This window comes from Bacteroidota bacterium, from assembly GCA_016699695.1.
Classification (GTDB): Bacteria; Bacteroidota; Bacteroidia; order Bacteroidales; family UBA10428; genus UBA10428.
Genome location: CP065006.1, coordinates 441,079 through 460,770 on the forward strand (window position 1 = coordinate 441,079; position 19,692 = coordinate 460,770).

General features: G+C 41.4%; 19 protein-coding genes. 15 read left to right on the forward strand and 4 right to left on the reverse strand.

Annotated elements, in window-relative coordinates:
* The first annotated feature begins 41 nt into the window (after positions 1–41).
* The 8 genes from IPM71_01880 to IPM71_01915 all read left to right on the forward strand — a co-directional run bounded on the left by IPM71_01880 (position 42) and on the right by IPM71_01915 (position 8,152).
* Positions 42–668, forward strand: a complete 627-nt coding sequence (locus tag IPM71_01880) for a DedA family protein (protein QQS51497.1) — start codon at positions 42–44, stop codon at positions 666–668.
* Between the two features lie 55 nt (positions 669–723).
* Positions 724–1,929: a nickel pincer cofactor biosynthesis protein LarC gene (gene larC / locus IPM71_01885; GenBank protein ID QQS51498.1), complete on the forward strand. Its 1,206-nt coding sequence runs from the start codon at positions 724–726 to the stop codon at positions 1,927–1,929.
* The gene (gene larB, locus IPM71_01890; protein QQS51499.1) at positions 1,926–2,672 is read left to right on the forward strand and encodes a nickel pincer cofactor biosynthesis protein LarB; all 747 of its coding nucleotides are present in this window, start codon (positions 1,926–1,928) and stop codon (positions 2,670–2,672) included. Before larC ends, larB begins: the two co-directional genes overlap by 4 nt.
* A gap of 29 nt (positions 2,673–2,701) precedes the next feature.
* Positions 2,702–3,355, forward strand: coding sequence for a WbqC family protein (locus IPM71_01895; protein ID QQS51500.1), 654 nt, complete (start codon positions 2,702–2,704; stop codon positions 3,353–3,355).
* 251 nt (positions 3,356–3,606) lie between these two features.
* Entirely contained in the window at positions 3,607–3,969 is a 363-nt protein-coding gene (locus IPM71_01900; GenBank protein QQS51501.1) for a hypothetical protein, read from the forward strand.
* 201 nt (positions 3,970–4,170) lie between these two features.
* Positions 4,171–5,469 carry an acetyl-CoA hydrolase/transferase family protein gene (locus tag IPM71_01905; protein ID QQS51502.1) on the forward strand — a complete coding sequence of 433 codons (1,299 nt, stop codon included), beginning with the start codon at positions 4,171–4,173 and terminating at the stop codon, positions 5,467–5,469.
* A 491-nt stretch (positions 5,470–5,960) separates the two neighbouring features.
* A complete protein-coding gene (locus tag IPM71_01910; protein QQS51503.1) occupies positions 5,961–7,547 on the forward strand; it encodes a transporter in 1,587 nt (528 codons plus the stop codon).
* 125 nt (positions 7,548–7,672) lie between these two features.
* Positions 7,673–8,152, forward strand: a complete 480-nt coding sequence (locus IPM71_01915) for a DinB family protein (protein ID QQS52761.1) — start codon at positions 7,673–7,675, stop codon at positions 8,150–8,152.
* 81 nt (positions 8,153–8,233) lie between these two features.
* On the opposite strand, the gene IPM71_01920 is transcribed toward IPM71_01915, so the two are convergent.
* Both IPM71_01920 and IPM71_01925 read right to left on the reverse strand, forming a co-directional pair.
* Positions 8,234–9,718 carry a hypothetical protein gene (locus IPM71_01920; protein ID QQS51504.1) on the reverse strand — a complete coding sequence of 495 codons (1,485 nt, stop codon included), beginning with the start codon at positions 9,716–9,718 and terminating at the stop codon, positions 8,234–8,236.
* 24 nt (positions 9,719–9,742) lie between these two features.
* On the reverse strand, positions 9,743–11,233 hold the full coding sequence (locus IPM71_01925; protein QQS51505.1) for a hypothetical protein: 1,491 nt from the start codon (positions 11,231–11,233) through the stop codon (positions 9,743–9,745).
* Positions 11,234–11,276: 43 nt separating this feature from the next.
* Between IPM71_01925 and IPM71_01930 the strand changes: the two genes are divergently transcribed.
* The 3 genes from IPM71_01930 to IPM71_01940 all read left to right on the forward strand — a co-directional run bounded on the left by IPM71_01930 (position 11,277) and on the right by IPM71_01940 (position 15,128).
* A complete protein-coding gene (locus tag IPM71_01930; GenBank protein QQS51506.1) occupies positions 11,277–12,755 on the forward strand; it encodes a proline--tRNA ligase in 1,479 nt (492 codons plus the stop codon).
* A gap of 160 nt (positions 12,756–12,915) precedes the next feature.
* Positions 12,916–13,455: a gluconate 2-dehydrogenase subunit 3 family protein gene (locus IPM71_01935; protein ID QQS51507.1), complete on the forward strand. Its 540-nt coding sequence runs from the start codon at positions 12,916–12,918 to the stop codon at positions 13,453–13,455.
* Entirely contained in the window at positions 13,452–15,128 is a 1,677-nt protein-coding gene (locus IPM71_01940; GenBank protein ID QQS51508.1) for a GMC family oxidoreductase, read from the forward strand. The genes IPM71_01935 and IPM71_01940 overlap by 4 nt, the downstream gene beginning before the upstream one ends.
* Before the next feature lie 55 nt (positions 15,129–15,183).
* Here IPM71_01940 and IPM71_01945 read toward each other — a convergent pair whose 3' ends face one another.
* On the reverse strand, positions 15,184–15,501 hold the full coding sequence (locus IPM71_01945; protein QQS51509.1) for a hypothetical protein: 318 nt from the start codon (positions 15,499–15,501) through the stop codon (positions 15,184–15,186).
* A 105-nt stretch (positions 15,502–15,606) separates the two neighbouring features.
* Here IPM71_01945 and IPM71_01950 point away from each other — a divergent pair, with 105 nt between their 5' ends.
* The 4 genes from IPM71_01950 (at position 15,607) to IPM71_01965 (ending at position 18,354) form a co-directional block, all read left to right on the forward strand.
* Positions 15,607–17,283, forward strand: coding sequence for a Zn-dependent hydrolase (locus IPM71_01950; protein ID QQS51510.1), 1,677 nt, complete (start codon positions 15,607–15,609; stop codon positions 17,281–17,283).
* A gap of 220 nt (positions 17,284–17,503) precedes the next feature.
* On the forward strand, positions 17,504–17,758 hold the full coding sequence (locus IPM71_01955) for a YtxH domain-containing protein (protein ID QQS51511.1): 255 nt from the start codon (positions 17,504–17,506) through the stop codon (positions 17,756–17,758).
* 16 nt (positions 17,759–17,774) lie between these two features.
* Positions 17,775–18,134: a phage holin family protein gene (locus tag IPM71_01960; GenBank protein ID QQS51512.1), complete on the forward strand. Its 360-nt coding sequence runs from the start codon at positions 17,775–17,777 to the stop codon at positions 18,132–18,134.
* Entirely contained in the window at positions 18,118–18,354 is a 237-nt protein-coding gene (locus IPM71_01965; protein ID QQS51513.1) for a hypothetical protein, read from the forward strand. The genes IPM71_01960 and IPM71_01965 overlap by 17 nt, the downstream gene beginning before the upstream one ends.
* Positions 18,355–18,404: 50 nt before the next feature.
* Here IPM71_01965 and IPM71_01970 read toward each other — a convergent pair whose 3' ends face one another.
* A complete protein-coding gene (locus tag IPM71_01970) occupies positions 18,405–19,478 on the reverse strand; it encodes an AI-2E family transporter (GenBank protein ID QQS51514.1) in 1,074 nt (357 codons plus the stop codon).
* Positions 19,479–19,692 lie beyond the last annotated feature (214 nt).

The window sequence follows — 19,692 nt, forward strand, 5'->3', positions numbered from 1 at the left end:
TAATGTAACTCATTATACTATTTTTGCCCAAAATTTTTACTATGCACGACTTATTTAACCTCGTAATTGACTGGTACAAAGAAAATCTTAACTACGGCACCATCACATTGCTCATGGCAGTCGAAAGTTCATTTGTTCCTCTTCCTTCAGAATTGGTAATTCCACCAGCAGCATATCTGGCACATCAGGGCAAATTAAGTATGTCGTTAATAATACTTTTTTCGACCATTGGTTGTGTAATTGGTGCAATGTTTAATTATATTTTGTCTATCACTGTTGGACGGAAAGTGATCTATGCGCTGGCAAATTCAAAGTGGGCACGAGTTTTTTTTATTAATCAGCATAAGCTCGAAAATGCCGAAGCCTATTTCAACAAAAATGGTAATACTTCCACTTTTATTGGTCGACTAATACCTGGTATACGGCATCTGATTTCCATTCCGGCAGGTCTTTCGAAAATGAATGTAAAGAATTTTATTCTGTATACCTTTGCAGGTTCCGCTATCTGGAATACTACACTGGCTCTAATGAGCTATTTCCTAATCGATAAATGGGAAGTTTATTTCAGAGAAATAACCTATGGTTTTATTATTTTAGGCGCTGGATTTATTGCCTATCTTATTTACAAAGCAGTAAAAAGAAACAATAAGAATAACGGTTCGAAATAATTTGTTTTAGGGCAGCCCTTTTTGCTTTTGGTAATGATATAACCACTCCACCTTCATGAGGATTCTATATTATCATTGTTTTGCTGGAATTAGCGGAGATATGAACCTGGCAGCTATGATGGATCTGGGTGTGCCACTGGAATATTTAATAACTGAGCTTAAAAAGATAAAGCTAGATGGCTATACCATTCTTACTTCTCAAGATGAAAGGATGGGGATATCCGGAACCAAGGTAGTGATTAACCTCACACCTAAAAAAAATCATACTATACTTTCACAGCAACATCATGAGCATCGTAACTATGCTGATATAAAAAAATTGATCTCCGAATCGGAACTCGATGGGAAAGTAAAACAAACAAGCTTACAAATTTTTGAGAAAATAGCTGTTGCGGAAGCTAAAATCCACAACAAACCAGTGGACATCATTCATTTTCATGAAGTTGGTGCTATCGATTCAATTATCGATGTGGTTGGGGCAGCCATTTGTTACCATTTTATTGCCCCAGACAAAGTGCTTTGTTCCACCATAGAGCTGGGAGGTGGCATGGTAAATTGTGCCCACGGAACATTCCCTGTACCCGCTCCTGCTACGGCTGAAATTCTTGCTGAAAAACCTGTTCGGCTTGGAACTGTGCAGGTTGAAACCACTACACCTACCGGTGCTGCTATTCTTGCAAGCCTGGTAGTTGAATATACCGACCAAATCGAATTTCGGTTATCGAAAACGGCTTATGGTATTGGCCACCGAAAGATGAAAATCCCTAATGTTCTAAGGGTTCATCTTGCCGAAAGCACCGAAAATGATGATCTGCAGATGGCTTCGGCAATAATTATCGAAACCAACATCGACGACATGCCCGCCGAGCATTTTGAATATCTTATCGATTTATTAATGGCAGCCGGGGCACAGGATGTTTATTTAACCCCGGTGATTATGAAAAAATCGCGGCCTGCAACAAAAATTAGCGTTTTGTGTGCTGCCGGCGAGCAGGAAGAACTGGGCCGGATACTTCTTACAGAAAGCAGTTCACTTGGAATACGCAGCTACCGGGTAGAAAAAAGTATGCTTCGGCGTCAGGTGGTAAGGGTAAGCACCATTTATGGTAACATCGATGTAAAACTCGGATGGATGGGAAACAAACTTTTAAAAACAAAGCCCGAATTCGACCAGTGTCGGGCAGCCGCTCAACAACACAAAGTACCATTAAACCTTGTTATTAAAGAGGTTCAGAAAGAAATACAGAAAATTGAATTATGAACGAAGCCTCCATAAATAAAATTCTCGAAGCAGTAAGTTGCGGCGAGTTGGATGTGGCCTCTGCCATGGCACAATTAAAGGATTTCGGTTATAAAGACCTTGGTTTCGCCAAAATCGATAATCACCGGCCATTGCGAACTGGATATCCGGAAGTAATATTCTGCGAAGGTAAAACGCCTGCCCAGGTTGCAGAAATCTTTCATTATATGAACCAGGGCGATCAGAACATTTTGGGCACAAGGGCAAACCAGGATATTTTCGATGCGGTAAAAGCACAATGCAATGAGGCCGAATACCACAAACTGGCACGCACCATTACCTTGAAAAAAGTTGCCCAAACACCAACAAAAACTCATATTGCACTGATTGCTGCAGGCACCAGCGATTTAGCGGTAGCAGAAGAAGCTGCAATAACTGCCGAGATTTTTGGAAACACCATTAAACGCTATTACGATGTGGGTGTTGCCGGTGTCCACCGGTTCTATAGTCATATAAACGAAATCAGGGAAGCAAAGGTAATTATTGTAGTGGCTGGCATGGAAGGTGCCCTGCCAAGCATTGTTGGCGGTGCAGTGGATAAACCCGTTATAGCTGTTCCAACTTCTGTGGGTTACGGCGCAGCCTTTCATGGTTTGGCTGCCTTGTTAGGCATGCTCACTTCATGTGCCAGCGGGGTTTCAGTAGTAAATATCGACAATGGTTTTGGCGCAGGTTACCTTGCAAGCATGATTAACAAGCTTTAGCACTCCTGAACTTCCTACGGGTTTAAATCATGCTACAATTCAAAGAACCAGCTTATCTTTCAACAGCCTACCTGCCAAATGTGCAATACATTTCGAAACTTCTTTGGCATCCTGGTTCAGTGATTGATATCCACGAGACTTATCAGAAACAGTCTTTTCGGAATAGGTGCCAGATACTTGGGTCCAACGGCACACTCGAATTGAGTATTCCGGTTATAAAGCCCTCTGGCAACCGCTCTGCTACCAGGGATATTCTGATTGAATACGAAACAAACTGGATGCTAGTGCATTGGAGGGCTATCCTCTCTTCGTACAACCAATCGCCCTTCTTCGAAATTTTTGAGCAGGAACTGGCACATCTTTACGAGAAGAAAGAAAAATTTTTGATCGATTTTAACCAGAAAGTATTGCTGCAATTAATGTCTTCCCTGGATTCTGATGTAAGTATAAATTTTTCGACCGAATTCCCCGGTAAAGACAAAGGAATATTTGACTTCAGAAACTCTATACATCCGAAAGAAAGTAAACAAAAACCCGACCCACACTATAAACCTATTCCTTATTATCAGGTATTTGGTGCAAAATTTGGCTTTGTGCCTAACCTGAGTTTTCTAGACCTGATGCTCAATGAAGGCCCACAAACTATCGCTATCTGTAAAAATTCTTACCAGCAAATTGAATAATTTAGTTTGAAAGAATCCCGTCATTTATCTCACAACCAAATTGATCATGCCTCCTAAAAGGCACTCCCAACTCCATTTCCGTTCGTCAATAAAAAAACAAGCTTTATCTATACCAAATCCGATTAGGTATGGCAAGATTGTTGCTTATCACCAGATAAAGGCTGCCCATGTAAAAACAATTGAAGCCGGGAATCAAAATCACTACCTTTAATTGAATTTGCAACGAGCAAATAGCCACAAAACCAAAAGTTATGAAACATCTTCAAATTCATACAAGACTGGATAGGCAAGAGGCCCAATCTATCGAAGTGTCGATCAGTGGGTTAAGCTGTTTGACCATTCAAAACACCGAAACTTTCGTACCCATGCTGCTAAGCATGGTTGCGCAACCCAATACCAATTTATACCTCAGTGTGCGAAACATCCGGTTTATCGACAGCAAGGGTTTCGATTGTTTAAACCTGTTATCAAGTGTAGCAGAGAGATCCAATTCAACCTTTAGTCTGATTGATGTGGAACCTAACCTGATGGACTTAATTAAAATGGTGAAACAATACAGCATCTGGCATCTGAAAAACGTGTTTCCACTCGAGCAAGAACCTAACGTAGCCTAAGCAATATCCTGGTCGTATTTTTTAGCAACAAACCTTCAGGTGAATAAATCTTATTCTCTTCACTGTTTATTTTACAACCATTAATCTCAATCTAACTTGCTACTTGTTAAATTGTAATTTTCTTTCCGACTGCATTGGAAAAGAAGAAAATAGTTAAATTCGCGTCCTATTTTCACAGCGAATCAATAAATCTAGAATAGCATGAATTATAAAGTAGTTTCGGCTGAGGAGGCTGTAAAAAGCATCAAATCAGGCGATCGTGTTCACTTAAGCAGTGTGGCAGTAACACCACATGCCCTTATTAAGGCCATGGTGGAAAGAGGACGAAAAAAAGAGCTGAAAAATGTAAAAATACATCATATACATACGGAAGGCCCTGCTCCTTATGCCGATGCTGAATTTGAAGGTGTATTTCAACTCGAATCGTTTTTTGTTGGTGGCAACGTACGCAAAGCAACCCAGGCAGGTTATGCCGATTACATTCCGGTATTTCTTTGCGAAACACAAAAACTGATTCGTCAGGGTTACCTACCTATCAATGTAGTCATGGTGCAGGTTTCACCTCCCGATAAACATGGTTATGTATCGCTTGGCACTTCGGTCGATGCTACGCTCGCTGCCATCGAAACCGCTGGTGTGGTAATTGCCCAGGTTAACAAATATGTTCCCCGCACATGGGGCGATGCACAAATTAATATTCGCGATATCGATTTATTTGTAGAACACGACGAACCACTTTATTTACATCACAACCCCCCAATTACGGAAATAGAAGCAGCCATCGGCAGAAATGTTGCTGCTTTGGTAGAAGATGGAGCCTGCCTTCAGATGGGTATTGGTGGAATACCTAATGCAGTATTGGCACAATTAGGAAACCATAAAGACCTGGGGGTACATTCCGAAATGTTCTCCGACGGGCTTCTGCCGCTCATTGAAAAGGGAGTTGTGAACGGAAAACGTAAACAAATTGACAATGGCAAGATTGTAGCTTCCTTTATCATGGGAACCGAAAAATTGTATGAATTTGTCGACGACAACCCTATGGTTGCCATGATGGATGTGAAGCATACCAATTCGGTGCCCAGTATACGTCTGAACCACAAAGTAACCGCTATCAACTCGGCACTTTCCGTGGATATTACCGGACAGGTATGTGCCGACTCTATCGGCATAAAACACTATTCAGGTGTTGGTGGTCAAATTGACTTTATTCGCGGTGCTGGCTATTCCGAAGGAGGAAAACCCATTATTGCCATACCATCAGTGACTGCTAAAGGTGTATCGAAAATTACCCCTACCCTTCTCGAAGGCTCGGGAGTGGTAACAACCCGCGCCAATATGCACTGGTTGGTAACCGAACATGGTGCTGTGAACCTGTATGGAAAAACCCTGCAAGAAAGGGCTAAACTCATTATCTCTATCGCCCACCCCGACCACCGCGAAGCACTGGACAAAGCAGCTTTTGAACGATTTGGTCCGCACTTTCATTATATTGGATAGTACTGGTTTTTTATCTCAAGAAAGTGGTTGTTTTAAAAAGCAGCCACTTTTTTTGTTTACAGCTTAAGAAACACAGTTTAAAAAGTTATTATTAAAGATGACATGAAAACTATCCCTCTAAAGAATGAAGCTCCCCGCAGCAATCTGACGGAGTATCAACAAAGGACTTTATTTTATTCGCTTCAAGAGGCGGGGTATTTACCCGCGCACCCGCTTTCAGTCCCGATGTAACCTAAAATCCGCAGGTCTGCTGTCAATGCAAGCGGTAGTGCGGCAATCTGCTCTAATAAAAGATTGCTTCCTTTCATTCGCAATGACGCACTCTAATTGACGTTCTTTCATTCACATGCGGATTTTAGGGTAAATCGGGATTCGACTATAAAATTTCATTTCGTGAACTCATGAAATTTAAGTCTCACGAATAAATGCAAGAATAGTAAGGAGGAAATGCCATTTCAAGTATCTTTGATATTTCAGCAATACAAAACCGAATGGAACTGTTTTTCTCCGACTATTTCGCCCTCTTTTTAATCATTTGCCTGGGTTTTATACTCGGGAACATTAAAATAAAAGGGATTTCGCTCGATGTTTCAGCCATTATTTTTGTTTCACTCCTGTTTGGTCACCTGGGTGTTGAATTGCCCGATATACTAGGCACTATAGGTTTGATATTATTTATTTATACCATAGGCATGCAAGCCGGACCGGGTTTTTTTGATTCCTTTAAAACCCATGGGAGAAAGCTTGTTGTATTGGCTGTGATTGTTACAATTTCGGCCTCGATTTTAACTTTAGCCAGTATTTGGTTCCTGAATATTGATAAAAATATAGCCATTGGTTTGCTTTCCGGGGCACTTACTAGTACTCCCGGTTTGGCAGCAGCGATTGTGAGTACCCAATCTTCTTTGGCATCCATTGGTTATGGTATCGCTTATCCGTTTGGTGTTATTGGTGTAATTTTGTTTGTGAGGCTTTACCCCCGCTTGTTTAAGGTGAATATTGCAAAGGAAGAAGAAGCCTATGAGGCAAATACACAATCTCATTTTGATGAGCTTTATCCACGCAACTTTACGGTGGAAAATGAAAAGGTCATCGGAAAATCGCTTGCTGAATTACGAATCCGTACCATTACGCAAGCGGTGATATCAAGGATTTCAAAAGACGGTGAAGCATTCCCGCCTTCACCGGATACTATACTTCAAAAGGGAGATTTGATCAGGGCGGTGGGCTCAGAGGAAGCCTTACGCCGAATCGAACTGCTAATTGGTCAATCTACCGAGAAAGAGATCCCTATGGGAAAAAACTTTGAACTTCAATCGGTATTGGTAACGAATAAGGAAGTAGTAAATAAATCGCTTGGAGAATTTAACCTTTGGGGTAATTATCATGCCACCATCACCCGTGTAAGACGCAGTGGAATTGACATTACACCCAATCCGCAGTTGCGACTTCTAATGGGCGATAAACTGATGGTAGCCTGCAGCCGCGATAACATGAAACAGGTTATGAGCCTTTTTGGGAATAACGACAAAAAACTCTCCGACACCGATTTCTTTCCTATTGCTGCAGGCATTGTACTTGGCATTTTGTTGGGGCAGCTTTCCATTTCGTTTGGCGATTCGTTCACCTTCAATTTAGGACTTACAGGAGGTATTCTAATCATTTCCTTGCTTTTGGGTCGCATCGGAAAAACAGGTAAAGTATTATGGACCATGTCAGCCAGTGCCAATCAATTGCTACGCCAACTTGGACTTATGTTCTTTCTTGCCTCGGTTGGTACGAATGCCGGAAAAACCATTGTTGAAACTTTTACAACCTATGGTATCATGCTCTTTTTTATAGGCGTAGTTTTAACTATTTTTCCAATGATTGTAGCAGCCATTGCTGCCAGAGTATTTTATAAAATGAATGTGCTTACAATGCTTGGTGCTCTTACAGGCGCCATGACCAGTACTCCTGGTCTGGCTGCGGTAGATCCGATGACGGACACAAACGCTCCTTCAGTGGCATACGCTACAGTATATCCTATTGCTATGGTTTTTTTAATTATCTGCATTCAGGTCTTATGCCTTTTTTAAATTACTGCAGCATTTAACCAATCAGTTAGAAGGAGTAAAAACAAAAAATTACTTTTTTTCTTAGGTTGAAACCAAAACATATTAACGCCATTGATGGCAGCAAAACCAATAAATCGAAGAAATATATGCGAAATGGTTCGGACTTTAGCGACATCGCTGACAGAATAGAAAAACTGATTTCAGGTTGGGAAGTTAGATTACTTCAACTTCCCATGGAGGCGCGTACCGAGCGCTTCAATCAGCAAAACAGGAGTATTAAACAGATAATTGGGCACATGATTGATTCGGCGTGCAACAACCACCAACGTATCGTAAGGCTTCAATATAACGAAACACTCGAATTTCCGGATTACCGTCCACAAAACGACATCTGGATAAAAGTACAACACTATCAGACCGAAGACTGGAGCCTGATGATTAACCTATGGAAATACTATAACCTCCATCTCTGCCACCTTTTTTTAAATGTAGATGAAAACTGCCTTGCCAATAGCTGGACTGATGCCGATGGTGTGCAGGTATCGTTACGGGAAATGATGGAGGGCTACCTGGTTCATTTCGAATTGCACCTTTACGAAATTGAAGACTTGATAAAACAAAAATAATAGCTGTACTTTTCATAATTAATAAAAAGGCTCCCGTATATTTTCCGGAGCCTTTTTTATTAAAGTTGCAAACAATTCTTGCTAAAAACGCCATCCCATGGTAGCCATTATCCTATGTGCTTTCATATCGAGGTTGGCTGCAGGTGCATATTCAACATTGTCTAGGTTCACCTGATACAATATTTCGCGTTCGTCGTAATTGGTATACTGGTAGGCAATATCAAAAAAGAACACCTCATCGCGAATACCCAGCCCACCCGAATAGCTTATCCGGTAAGCATCCCAGTTTTCTTCGGTTTCGGCATAAGGGCTTCCATAAAAACCTATTCCACCTCTTAAATATGTTTTGCCCAACCGTAATTCAGTTCCACTCTTAATATTAAGGGCATCCTTGTAAATCACCGCAATATTTTCATTCTCTAAATCAAAATCAGCAGTGGGACCCATTCGCATCGAGGCATAATTGATGTAATCCATGTCGGCACTTACAATAAACAGTTTACCAAGAACCACGGCTGCACTGGCTGTGAGCTTGGCAGGTGTATATACCTCATATTCATTCTCGAGGTATTCAATGTTGTAACCATATTCATCGATCGGATACAATATTTCAGTATTACCATTTAAAAACACCGAAGAAATATTAGTTCTGTATTGTTCATTCAGGTAGTAATAAACAGGCGCATGGATGGAAGCTCCGATTCGAAGTATGTTTACCGGTTTCAGTATAAACCCGAATTTGGCGGCAAAACCATTTCCGGTTACATCGAGCGACTCGTTGTAATTAAAATAATTGTAGTCGCGATCGTTGGCATCGTACTCCTTAAATGTTCTATCCATGGTATACCGCACAATGTGCCAACCCAGGGTACCACCTACATAGAAAAAATCGCCAAAATTAAATCCCGCACTAAAAGTCCACTCGTTGATACGACCAGTTTCGTTGTTTATTATGCGCTGTTCTGTTTCTCTGAATCTACCATTCTCATAATAACCATACTCAGGGTCATCGTTCAGTACATAGCCATATACACTATCAAATAAAATTACTCCGGCATCCCTGAATAATTCCGAACCAAAGGGGTCCAAACCATTTGGAGGATTTGCCATACCAGCCTGGTAATGGCCAAAAGAGGTGCTGGGGTTATCGCCATCGATTACCGAATTGCGATGAAAGTTGGCCAACCTGTTAAAGCCTATGCCCAGGTTGATTGCCTTCAGCACATCATTTTTCCCCGGTATATTCGCCACATAACCCAGGTTGCTGATGTTGAAATTGGTTTTACTTTCTTCCACGGTACTTCCGAAATACCGTGAGGTGGTGTTCTTGAAGTACAGTTCGGGTGTAAAGGTAAATTCAGAAGCCCGGTAAACTCCAAGCCCAGCGGGGTTATTGCTCAGGGTGGAAAAATCGCCGCCGAGTGCACCAAAAGCACCACCCATGGCAACCGACCGGGCTGTTCCGCCAATTGTATGTTGCGAATAGCGTAGCGCATCGACATGACTTTGTGCCATGCTGTTTAGCAAACCTGCAAAGAAAAGTAAGAGTGTGAAATATAGTTTCATGACTGGTAGATTGAAGGATATTAATTATTTACGTCTTGTAGTACCTCCTCCCGAACTGCTTCCGGAGCTGGAACCTGAACTGCCTGACGAACTTCTTGAAGGCGTTGAAACAGATGAATTCGAAGGAGTGCTGCTGCTTCTGGAAGAATTGTTAGAAGGTGCAGTATAAGTGCGTTGTGGTGAGGAACTGCTGCTGTTGGAAGGCGCGGTGCGTGTATTGGTGGAACTACCAGAGTTGGTAGGCCGCTGATAGGTACTGTTACCCGTTCCGGAACCAGAACTTTGCGCAGGTCGTGTGGTAGACGGTGCAGTATAAGTGCGTTGCGGACTAGTGTTGTTGTTAGCTGGCGCCGTGCGAGTATTGTTTGAACTTCCCGAATTAGTTGGCCGCTGGTAAGTGCTGTTCCCATCCCCAGAACTTTGTGTCGGGCGGGTATTTGCAGGAGCAGTGTAGGTTGAACTACGGGTATTATCGCTTGGCCGGTTGTAAGTATTTGTCGGACGGGTGTATCCGGAACTGCTGTTTCCTGAAGGACGTGTATAGCCACCAGTATTTCCACCTTCAGCTCCGGTTGATTTGTAGTTACCGGTAGATTGTTGTGAACCAGACGGGGTAGTCCGCACAGGAGTGCTTGTTCCAGCGGAGGTCCTTGTTTGAGTAGAAGCTGCTCCTGAACTAACACTTCCTCCATAAGACCTGGTTGATACGTTGTTGTTCGATTGAGAAGCTGAACCCGAAGTACTATATACTACCGGCCTGCGAGTATTTGCACTTACCGAAGTACCCCTTACATTGGTAGTGGAGGTATTTGAAGCCGAATATCGTCTTCCATTTACCGACGAAGTAGTTTTATAATAGGTCTCAGGGTAATAATACGAAGGATATGAATGGTGGTAGTAACTGACCGAATAGGCACTATAATAAGGATAAGGTCTGTAATAATAGTAAGGAGAATACCAGGGATCGTAATAGGTCGAATAATAATAACTGGGGTATCCGTAAGAAACGCCCCAACCATAATAAGGATAACCTGAGTATACGCTCACGCTGTAACGTATAGAAGGACTGCTGACAACCGGCTCGTAATACCCACATGAGATACAATCGTCGTTAAAGCGGTTGATTTCTGATTCATAATCGGTATCAACATAATAATTATCAACATAATCGTAGTTTTCTTGCTGTTCTTCAGGAATAACCTGTTCGGTAGTTCCGGCAGCAGTCAATGCCCCGTTCTGGCTGTTATCCTGTTCTGCCAATTCTTTTGCAGCAAGTTGAGCTTCGAGCTCCTGGATACGAGCTTCTTTCTCTTTTAGTTCGGCCTCTGCTTTGGCTTTCTCGTCCTTTTTTGGGTTATAATAAAGGTCATCATTTTCGTTGTAGGACGAATGTTTCAGACTGGAACAGGAAGTAAGAACCAGCATAATAAAAGTGAGGTAAATTAAGGTGCGTTTCATGGCCATCCCTCCGTCTTTTGGTTGTGTATTTATAAAGAATATTTGTTTACTTTGCACAAATTTCGTTTTAATATTTCAAATACCATACCAAAAAGCTGTTATGGCAAAAGAATTAACAAGTAGAAAAGAGAATTATTCGCAGTGGTACAACGACCTTGTGATGAAGGCCGATTTGGCCGAAAACTCAGCCGTAAGAGGCTGCATGGTGATTAAACCCTATGGCTATGCCATCTGGGAAAAAATGCAAGCCGCTCTCGATAAAATGTTCAAAGATACTGGGCACGTGAATGCGTATTTTCCTCTATTCATTCCCAAATCCTTTTTCAGTAAAGAAGCTGCCCACGTTGAAGGTTTTGCCAAAGAATGTGCCGTGGTAACACATTACCGTTTAAAAACTTCGGACGATGGAAAAGGAATTGTAGTAGATGAAAATGCAAAACTGGAGGAAGAACTCATCGTACGGCCCACTTCCGAAACCATAATCTGGCACACTTATAAAAACTGGATTCAATCGTACCGCGACCTTCCTATCTTGTGTAATCAATGGGCCAACGTGGTTCGCTGGGAAATGCGTACCCGTTTGTTTTTACGCACCGCTGAATTTCTTTGGCAAGAAGGCCATACGGCACATGCAACGCAGGACGAAGCTGTGGAAGAAACAAAAAAAATGCTCGAAGTATATGCGCATTTTGCAGAGAACTTTATGGCTTTGCCTGTTTTGAAAGGCCTTAAATCGGCCAACGAACGCTTTGCAGGTGCACAGGACACTTATTGTATCGAAGCTTTGATGCAGGATGGGAAAGCCCTACAGTCGGGTACATCTCACTTCCTCGGACAGAATTTTGCTAAAGCATTTGATGTAAAATACCTTAGCAAAGAAAGCAAACTGGAATACGTATGGGCTACTTCCTGGGGAGTTTCTACCCGCCTGATGGGTGCACTTATTATGGCGCATTCCGACGACAATGGACTTGTGCTGCCACCAAAACTGGCTCCTTACCATGTAGTTATTGTACCGATTTATAAAACACCCGAACAACTTGCCGCAATTTCTGAACAAGCGCTTCAGCTAAAAAAGAACCTCGAAGCCAAAGGTATCACTGTAAAATACGACGACCGCGATACACATAAACCCGGCTGGAAATTTGCCGAATACGAATTAAAAGGCTTTCCGGTTCGAATTGCCATTGGGCCGCGCGACCTTGAAAACAGCACTGCCGAAATAGCCCGCCGCGACACCCTGGAAAAAGAAATTGTAGCACTTGAGAATATTGTCAATTATGTGCCCGATTTGTTGGAAGCCATTCAGGAGAATATCTACAAAAAAGCCTTTGATTTTCGCACAGAAAATACACGCAAAGCAGACACCTGGGATGAGTTTGTAGACCTCATTGAAAATAAAGGTGGCTTTGTATTAGCTCATTGGGATGGTACCACCGAAACTGAAGTAACTATAAAAGATAAAACAAAGGCAACCATTCGGTGCATTCCACTAGAACCTTCAGAGGAAGGACCTGGTAAATGTATATTATCCGGAAAGCCCTCAGCCCGAAGGGTAGTTTTTGCACGAGCATATTAAATCATATTTTCTTCAATCAAACGCCGGAAATCTCATCCGGCGTTTTTTTTTTGCGCTAATAGGGTTGAATAATGACAACCCTGGAGTTTTGTTTTATTGATTTTATGAGGGGTTTATGAAAAAAGATGTATTTTAAGCGTTTTTAATGCTTGTCTGAACCATGATTTCACGCAGAAGATTTGTATTCATTTTCGGGTTTATTGGAATGATGCTGACCATTGCCCTGAATGCATGCAAGCGAAGTTTGTCTGTTCCGGCAAGTTATGGGCTCACTCCTGATCAGTTTCAATTGCTGGAAAGCATTCATGAGCATCTTTTTCCTTCTGGCCCAAATAAACCGGGTGCAAAAGAAATACATTCGGCAGCTTATGTAAAAAAAATGCTTTCCGACCCTCAGGTAAAAGACTACGACAAGCGTTTACTGCTATTCGGTATTCAATGGACCAGCGAGACTTCGCAAACTCTGTTTGGGAAAGAATTACTTTCGCTTACCAGCGAAGAAAAAGAAAAAGTTCTTCTCGATTTAGTCAGTTACGAAAATGGAGAGCAATGGATTTCCAATAACCTAACCTATATTTTAGAGGCGCTCCTCTCCGACCCTGTTTATGGCAGTAACCCGAATGAAATAGGCTGGAGTTGGTTAAAGCACCAAACCGGTTATCCGCGGCCCGACAATAGAACCAAATACCAATACCTGTGAAACAAGAATATGATGTATGCATTGTCGGAAGTGGCGCAGGAGCAGGTCCTGTCGCTTATGAACTGGCACATGCCGGATATAGGGTGTTGGTACTTGAAAAAGGACCCTGGCTTACTGAAAAAGATTTTACCAAAGACGAAATAGCCTGTTGCCGCAGAAACACCTACACTCCTGAATTAAAGGATGAACCTCATGCCATCGAACAATTAATAAACGGAGAATGGAAAATCCGTTCCAATGCAAGCAGTGGGTGGAGTTTTTGGAATGGTAATATGGTAGGTGGTTCGTCGAACCTGATGAGTGGGTTCTTTCATCGCATGAAACCTATTGATTTCAGATTGCTGAGTGAATTCGGCACTATTGAAAGAGCTAATGTGGTTGATTGGCCAATCGAATACAAAGACCTGGAGCCCTATTACGAAAAAACAGAACGCATTGTGGGTGTATCGGGCAGGGTTGTTGACCATCCCTTTCTCGAACCCAGATCTACACCCGATTACCCTTTCCCACCAAGTCGCGAACACCATTTCGCAAAACTAGTAGAACAGGCAGGGGCAAAATTAAGTTATCAACCCATTCCTCTGGCAAGGGCTATTTTAACCAATTCGCTGAATGAGCGTTCGGCCTGCATTTACAGCGGTTATTGCGGAAGTTATGGATGCACTTCAAAAGCCAAAGGCAGTTCGCGTGCTGCACTTCTCGATCCTGCTCTTAAAACAGGCAATTGCGAGATACGCCCTAACTCGAAAGTATATTTCCTCGAAAGTGATTCGGATGGAATGGTAAACAAGGTGCACTATTATGATTTGGAAGGAAAGATGCAAAATGTGCAAGCAAGAATTGTTGTAGTCGCTTGCCAGGCTGTAGAAACCAGTCGTCTGCTTTTATTGTCGAAAGGTAAAAAACACCCAAATGGATTGGGTAACAATCACCAGCAGGTTGGTAAAAACCTTCTTTTTTCGGCCGGTGGTATTGGTAGTGCAGAATTTCACCGAAGCGATTTTGAAAAGAATGCATTTGAAAGCATACTTGACCTGAACAGCTTTGTAAATCGTGCCTTGCAAGATTGGTATGTAATTCACGATTATCCTGAGTTTATGAATCCCATAAAGGGAGGCACCATCGATTTTCTCATGGGACATGCCAACCCGATTCGCCGGGCCATAAGACAAAAGCGGGAAAATGGAAAGCTTTTATGGGGTGAAAGCTTAAAGGAAAAACTCGAGTATAGTTTTCATGATACCCGCCGTCTCGAATTTGAAGTTTTTTGCGATTGGCTTCCTACGGAGAATTGCTTTGTGAGTCTGGACGAAACTTATACAGATCGCTGGCAAACCCCGGTGGCACGAATACGCCTGGCCAATCACCCACATGACATTAAAGTTGGGGAGTACCTTGCTGAAAAAGCTAAAATATTATTAAAAGAAATGGGAGGGAGAAACATCGTATCGAATATTTCGGGTCTCCCTCCTGCAAACCTCATGGCAGGTGGTTGTCGTTTTGGAAATGACATCAAAGAATCGGTGCTCGATGCCAATTGCCGTATACACGATGCACCCAATGTTTTTGTAACCGACGGCAGTTTTATGCCCACCGGAGGCAGTGTAACCCATACATTCACCATTTATGCCAATTCTTTCAGAGTAGCCGATAAAATCAAGGAACAACTATAAAAAAAACCTCCTTTGCGGGGAGGCTTTTTTATCTCAACAAAAATTAAAATATCAATTATTCACCACACTTGTCAGTGCTTTCTGCTTCTTTTGAAGCATCGCCGCATTTTGCTTCTGCAGCTGGTTCTTCAGTTGTAGCAGCTTTTTCGCATTTAGCTGTGGTGTCTTTTTCGGCAGCACCTTCGCCACATTTAGCTTCGCCACATTTAGCCTCACCGCATTTGGCTTCGCCACATTTATCTGTTTGCATTCCTTTTGAAATAACCAGTTCGCTATCCAACGAAGATGTTTGCTCAGGAGCTTGTTTGCAGGCAAAAAAAGCCAAGGTGAAAAGCGCAAACGAAAGGGTCAAAATTAATTTACTGATTTTCATAATTTAGATTTTAATTATTAGGTTTCTAAATGTATGAATTTTATCAGTATAAGATTCAATTTCCTTTTATTATTTCCCAGTACTAAAAAATAAAATATATTTAAGATGAGAATTTTCTTTTTGGCCTTAACCAGTGCGGCTTTCCTTATGTCGTGCAAGCAATCTGAAACGAAACAGATTTCGGAAATGCAGAAAAAAGTAGACCAATTTGTAGGCTTTACGCTTACATCCGATATCTCAGATTTGTCGGAAAACGAAAAAGAGATGCTTCGTATTTTAATTGAAGCAGCCGAAATTATGGATAATTTATTCTGGCAGCAGGCTTTTGGCGAAAAGCAGCAAGCACTGGAACTTACAAACGATTCTGTTGCACAGAAATTCATCCTGATAAATTATGGACCCTGGGAGCGACTGAACGGCAACATGCCCTTTATTGAAGGAATAGGCGAAAAACCTCTTGGTGCTCAATTCTACCCCAGCGATATGACCAAAGAAGAATTTGAGGCATTTCAGTCAGAAGATAAGGCCTCGTTGTATACCATTATCCGCCGCGATTCTGCTAATAGGTTGATAAGCATACCATATCATAAAGCCTACAAGGTTGAATTAACCAAAGCTTCTCAATTGCTAAAAAAAGCAGCTGCACTAGCCGAGGATCCGGGTCTGAAAATCTATCTCGAACTGCGAAGCGAGGCACTTATTACAAGCAATTACCTGGCTAGTGACCTTGCTTGGATGGATATGAAAACCAACCGCCTCGATTTTGTGGTAGGTCCAATCGAAAACTACGAAGATCAATTGTATAACTACAAAGCAGCTTTCGAAGCCTATGTGCTGATAAAAGACATGGAATGGTCGAAAAAACTCGATCGTTTTGCAGCCCTGCTACCTGCTCTTCAGAAAAAATTGCCTGTGGAAGACCGCTACAAAGCCGAAACTCCCGGCACCAATTCCGACCTAGGCGCTTACGATGTGGTGTATTATGCAGGCGATTGCAATGCAGGAAGCAAAACCATTGCCATCAACCTGCCCAACGACCCCATTGTGCACAAAGAAAAAGGTAGCCGCAGGCTGCAGCTTAAAAATGCCATGCAGGCCAAGTACGAAAAAATAATGGTGCCAATAGCTCAAACACTCATTAACCCCGATCAGCAAAAGCATTTGACCTTTGATGCCTTTTTCGAAAACACCATGTTGCACGAAGTGGCTCATGGAATAGGCATAAGTTATACCCTTACTACAGGCGAAGAGGTGCGCACAGCGATGAAGGATAAATCGACTGCGCTCGAAGAAGGAAAGGCAGATATTCTGGGGGTATTTCTTGTAAAAGAACTCATAGAAATGGGTGAACTGGAAACTGATATCATGAACAATTACGTTACATTCACTGCCGGACTTTTTCGGTCGATTCGCTTTGGTGCATCAAGTGCCCATGGAGTTTCGAACCTAATACGATACAACTATTTTCTCGAACAAAATGCCATGAGCCGCTCAGCCGAAGGAATATATACCATCGATGCAGTAAAAATGGAAGCAGCTATCAATGGCCTCACAGAAATAATTTTAAAAATTCAAGGCGATGGCGACTATGCGGCTGCAGTAAATCTGGTGGAAAAATATGGCCAGGTTTCGTCTGAATTACAACAGGACCTGGATAAAATTAACCAACAAAATATACCGGTTGATATTGTTTTCGAACAAGGCACGAAAGTGCTGGGATTGAGCGATTGCAATAAAACAAAGTGTCCTGAAAAGAAAAAGTGTTGCAAAGAAAAACAATAGGAACAGATTAATGGAATTGAACTGCCGGTATGAACGAAATTCTGCCGGCAGTGTTTTTTTGTAAGGTAATTCGTTAAGCTATGTCAGAAAAAGGTGTAAAAGACTCTCTTAATCCAATATTTTTAATTACAATCTCGATTTCCTTTCATAATTTCTTTTTCTGAATCCTTTTTGGATTAACTTTAAATTCGACTTACAAAAAACTTTAAAAAAATTGTCCATGAAACCAGGAAATTCATTCCTTACCGGATTGTTGGCCGGTGCGGCAATAGGTGGGGTAATTGCCTTGCTTTACGCTCCTAAAAGCGGAAAAGAAACCCGCGAACAGATTAAAACAAAGCTAGCTGACCTTGAAGCAGAATTTAATACTCTAAAAGAAAAAGCTACAGGCAAATCGGATCAAATACGAAAAGATATTGAGGCCAAACTAGCTGAGTTGCGCAGAGACCTGGAAGCATTTTCCAACAGCCATTAATCTAATAAATTGCATCATGTTCGAAGATATCGAAAGCCTCAAAAAAAATCTTCAGGAGTACGTCGAAATCAAATTGGATTTGATACGGCTTCACACGGCCGAAAATTTATCGAAAATATTTAGTACAGCTGCAAGCCTGGCTGTTATAGGGTATTTATTATTTTTTATTTTCCTTTTTTTATCGATGGCGGCAGGTTTTTATATTTCAACCCGGCTGGATTCTTATGAACTTGGATTTTTAAGTGTGGCTCTTTTTTATGTGTTTGTGCTTGTTGCATTTATAATTCTAAAGAAACATTTTATTGAGCGCCCAATCATTAAGGCTATGATTCAATTGTTTTTTCCAATTTTTACCGACCATGAAAAGAAGAGTTGACCCACGCTATTCCGATATTACATCTTTCGAGGACTTTCGGATTGAAAAAGAGCGCCTGATGCTCCAGAGTAAAATTATCGAAATGAACCTGAATTTTACCTATTTAAAAATCCGTAATTTTTTCTCGCTTTCAAATGCATTTTATGCCATTGGCAAGGAAATTATTATGCCTAAAATATCCGGTTTCATCAACGATCTGTTAAAAAAGGATGAGAAATAGCCATTCATAGCCAGATTCAAACATCAATTTATATTATCTGCTGCTATCCTTTATTCCGTTTTAACTTCAATACTCTTTTCATTGTCGGTATTAACCCATTCAATATATAACTTATATCCCAAAGACATTACAATAGCCCCGGTAAACAAACCAATAAAACCGGATATAATAAAGCCGCCAATTACACCAATAAAAATTACCAGCATGGGCACAGGGGCTCCTTTGCCAAGCAATATAGGCCTTAAAATATTGTCCGAAGTTCCTACTATCAACAATAATATTGTCCAAACAATTGCTGGACCTGTGTCTTTTACGGCAAAAATGTAAATGATTATCGGTACGGTGATAATAAACAAAGGTATTTGAAGGATAGCCAGTACAAATATGAACAAGGTCAATATTCCGGCATAAGGAATATCGGCAGCCACTAGCAATATTCCATCTAAAATAGCCAAAATAAGAGCCACGCCGATAATCCCCTTCACAACATTGCCTACGGTTTTTAAAATTAAATCGGCAAATTCATCGCCTCTGTCACCGGCAACTTTTCTGAAGAGTTTTTTGATTTCTTCGCCAGCACCATTGTAGACCAATAAAAATCCTGCAATGATTAATGAGATTATGATTTGCAGTGCCCCACTGGTTGTACTCAAAATTCCCTTTGCCAAATGGCTTCCGAATTTCAATAACTGATCCTGGTATTTTATTAATGTTTGTTCAATGTTCTCCGAAGCTGATAGCCATCTCTCATAAAGTTTTTCTCCGATTATAGGCCATTCCTTCACTTTTTCGGTAGGTGGTGGAATGGTTAAACTGCCACTGTCAAAGCTTTCCTTTAGTATTTTAATTTCATCGATGAGTGCACTGGTTAAAAAGTAGCTGGGAATAACTACAATGGCTAAAATGGATGTAATGATTATAGCCGATGCTAGTTTGGGCCTGCCTCCCATTTTAATGGAGAGTTTATTGTGCATTGGAAACAATGCCATAGAAAGTATAAGGCTCCAAAGTATTATACTCACAAACGGAAACATGAGGAGTAAACACCAACTAATAATTAAAAGGACAATGAACAATCTAATGGTAGTATCGTAAACGGAGTTAACTGCTTTTTTGCTTTTCATTTTTTTTGCTTCAATTTTTTAATTGAGAACAATCGCCAATTCTATGCATGCCATTGCCGCATAAAGATATGAAAAACGGTCTAAGACTTATGTTCGTGTCAATTTTATTGATCCAATAAAAATAGATTTAGCAAAATAAGCCTCATAGTTTACAATCACTCCAGTTGCAGAAACCCAAATTTATATGCTTGCCTCTGAATGAATAGTATGCGTT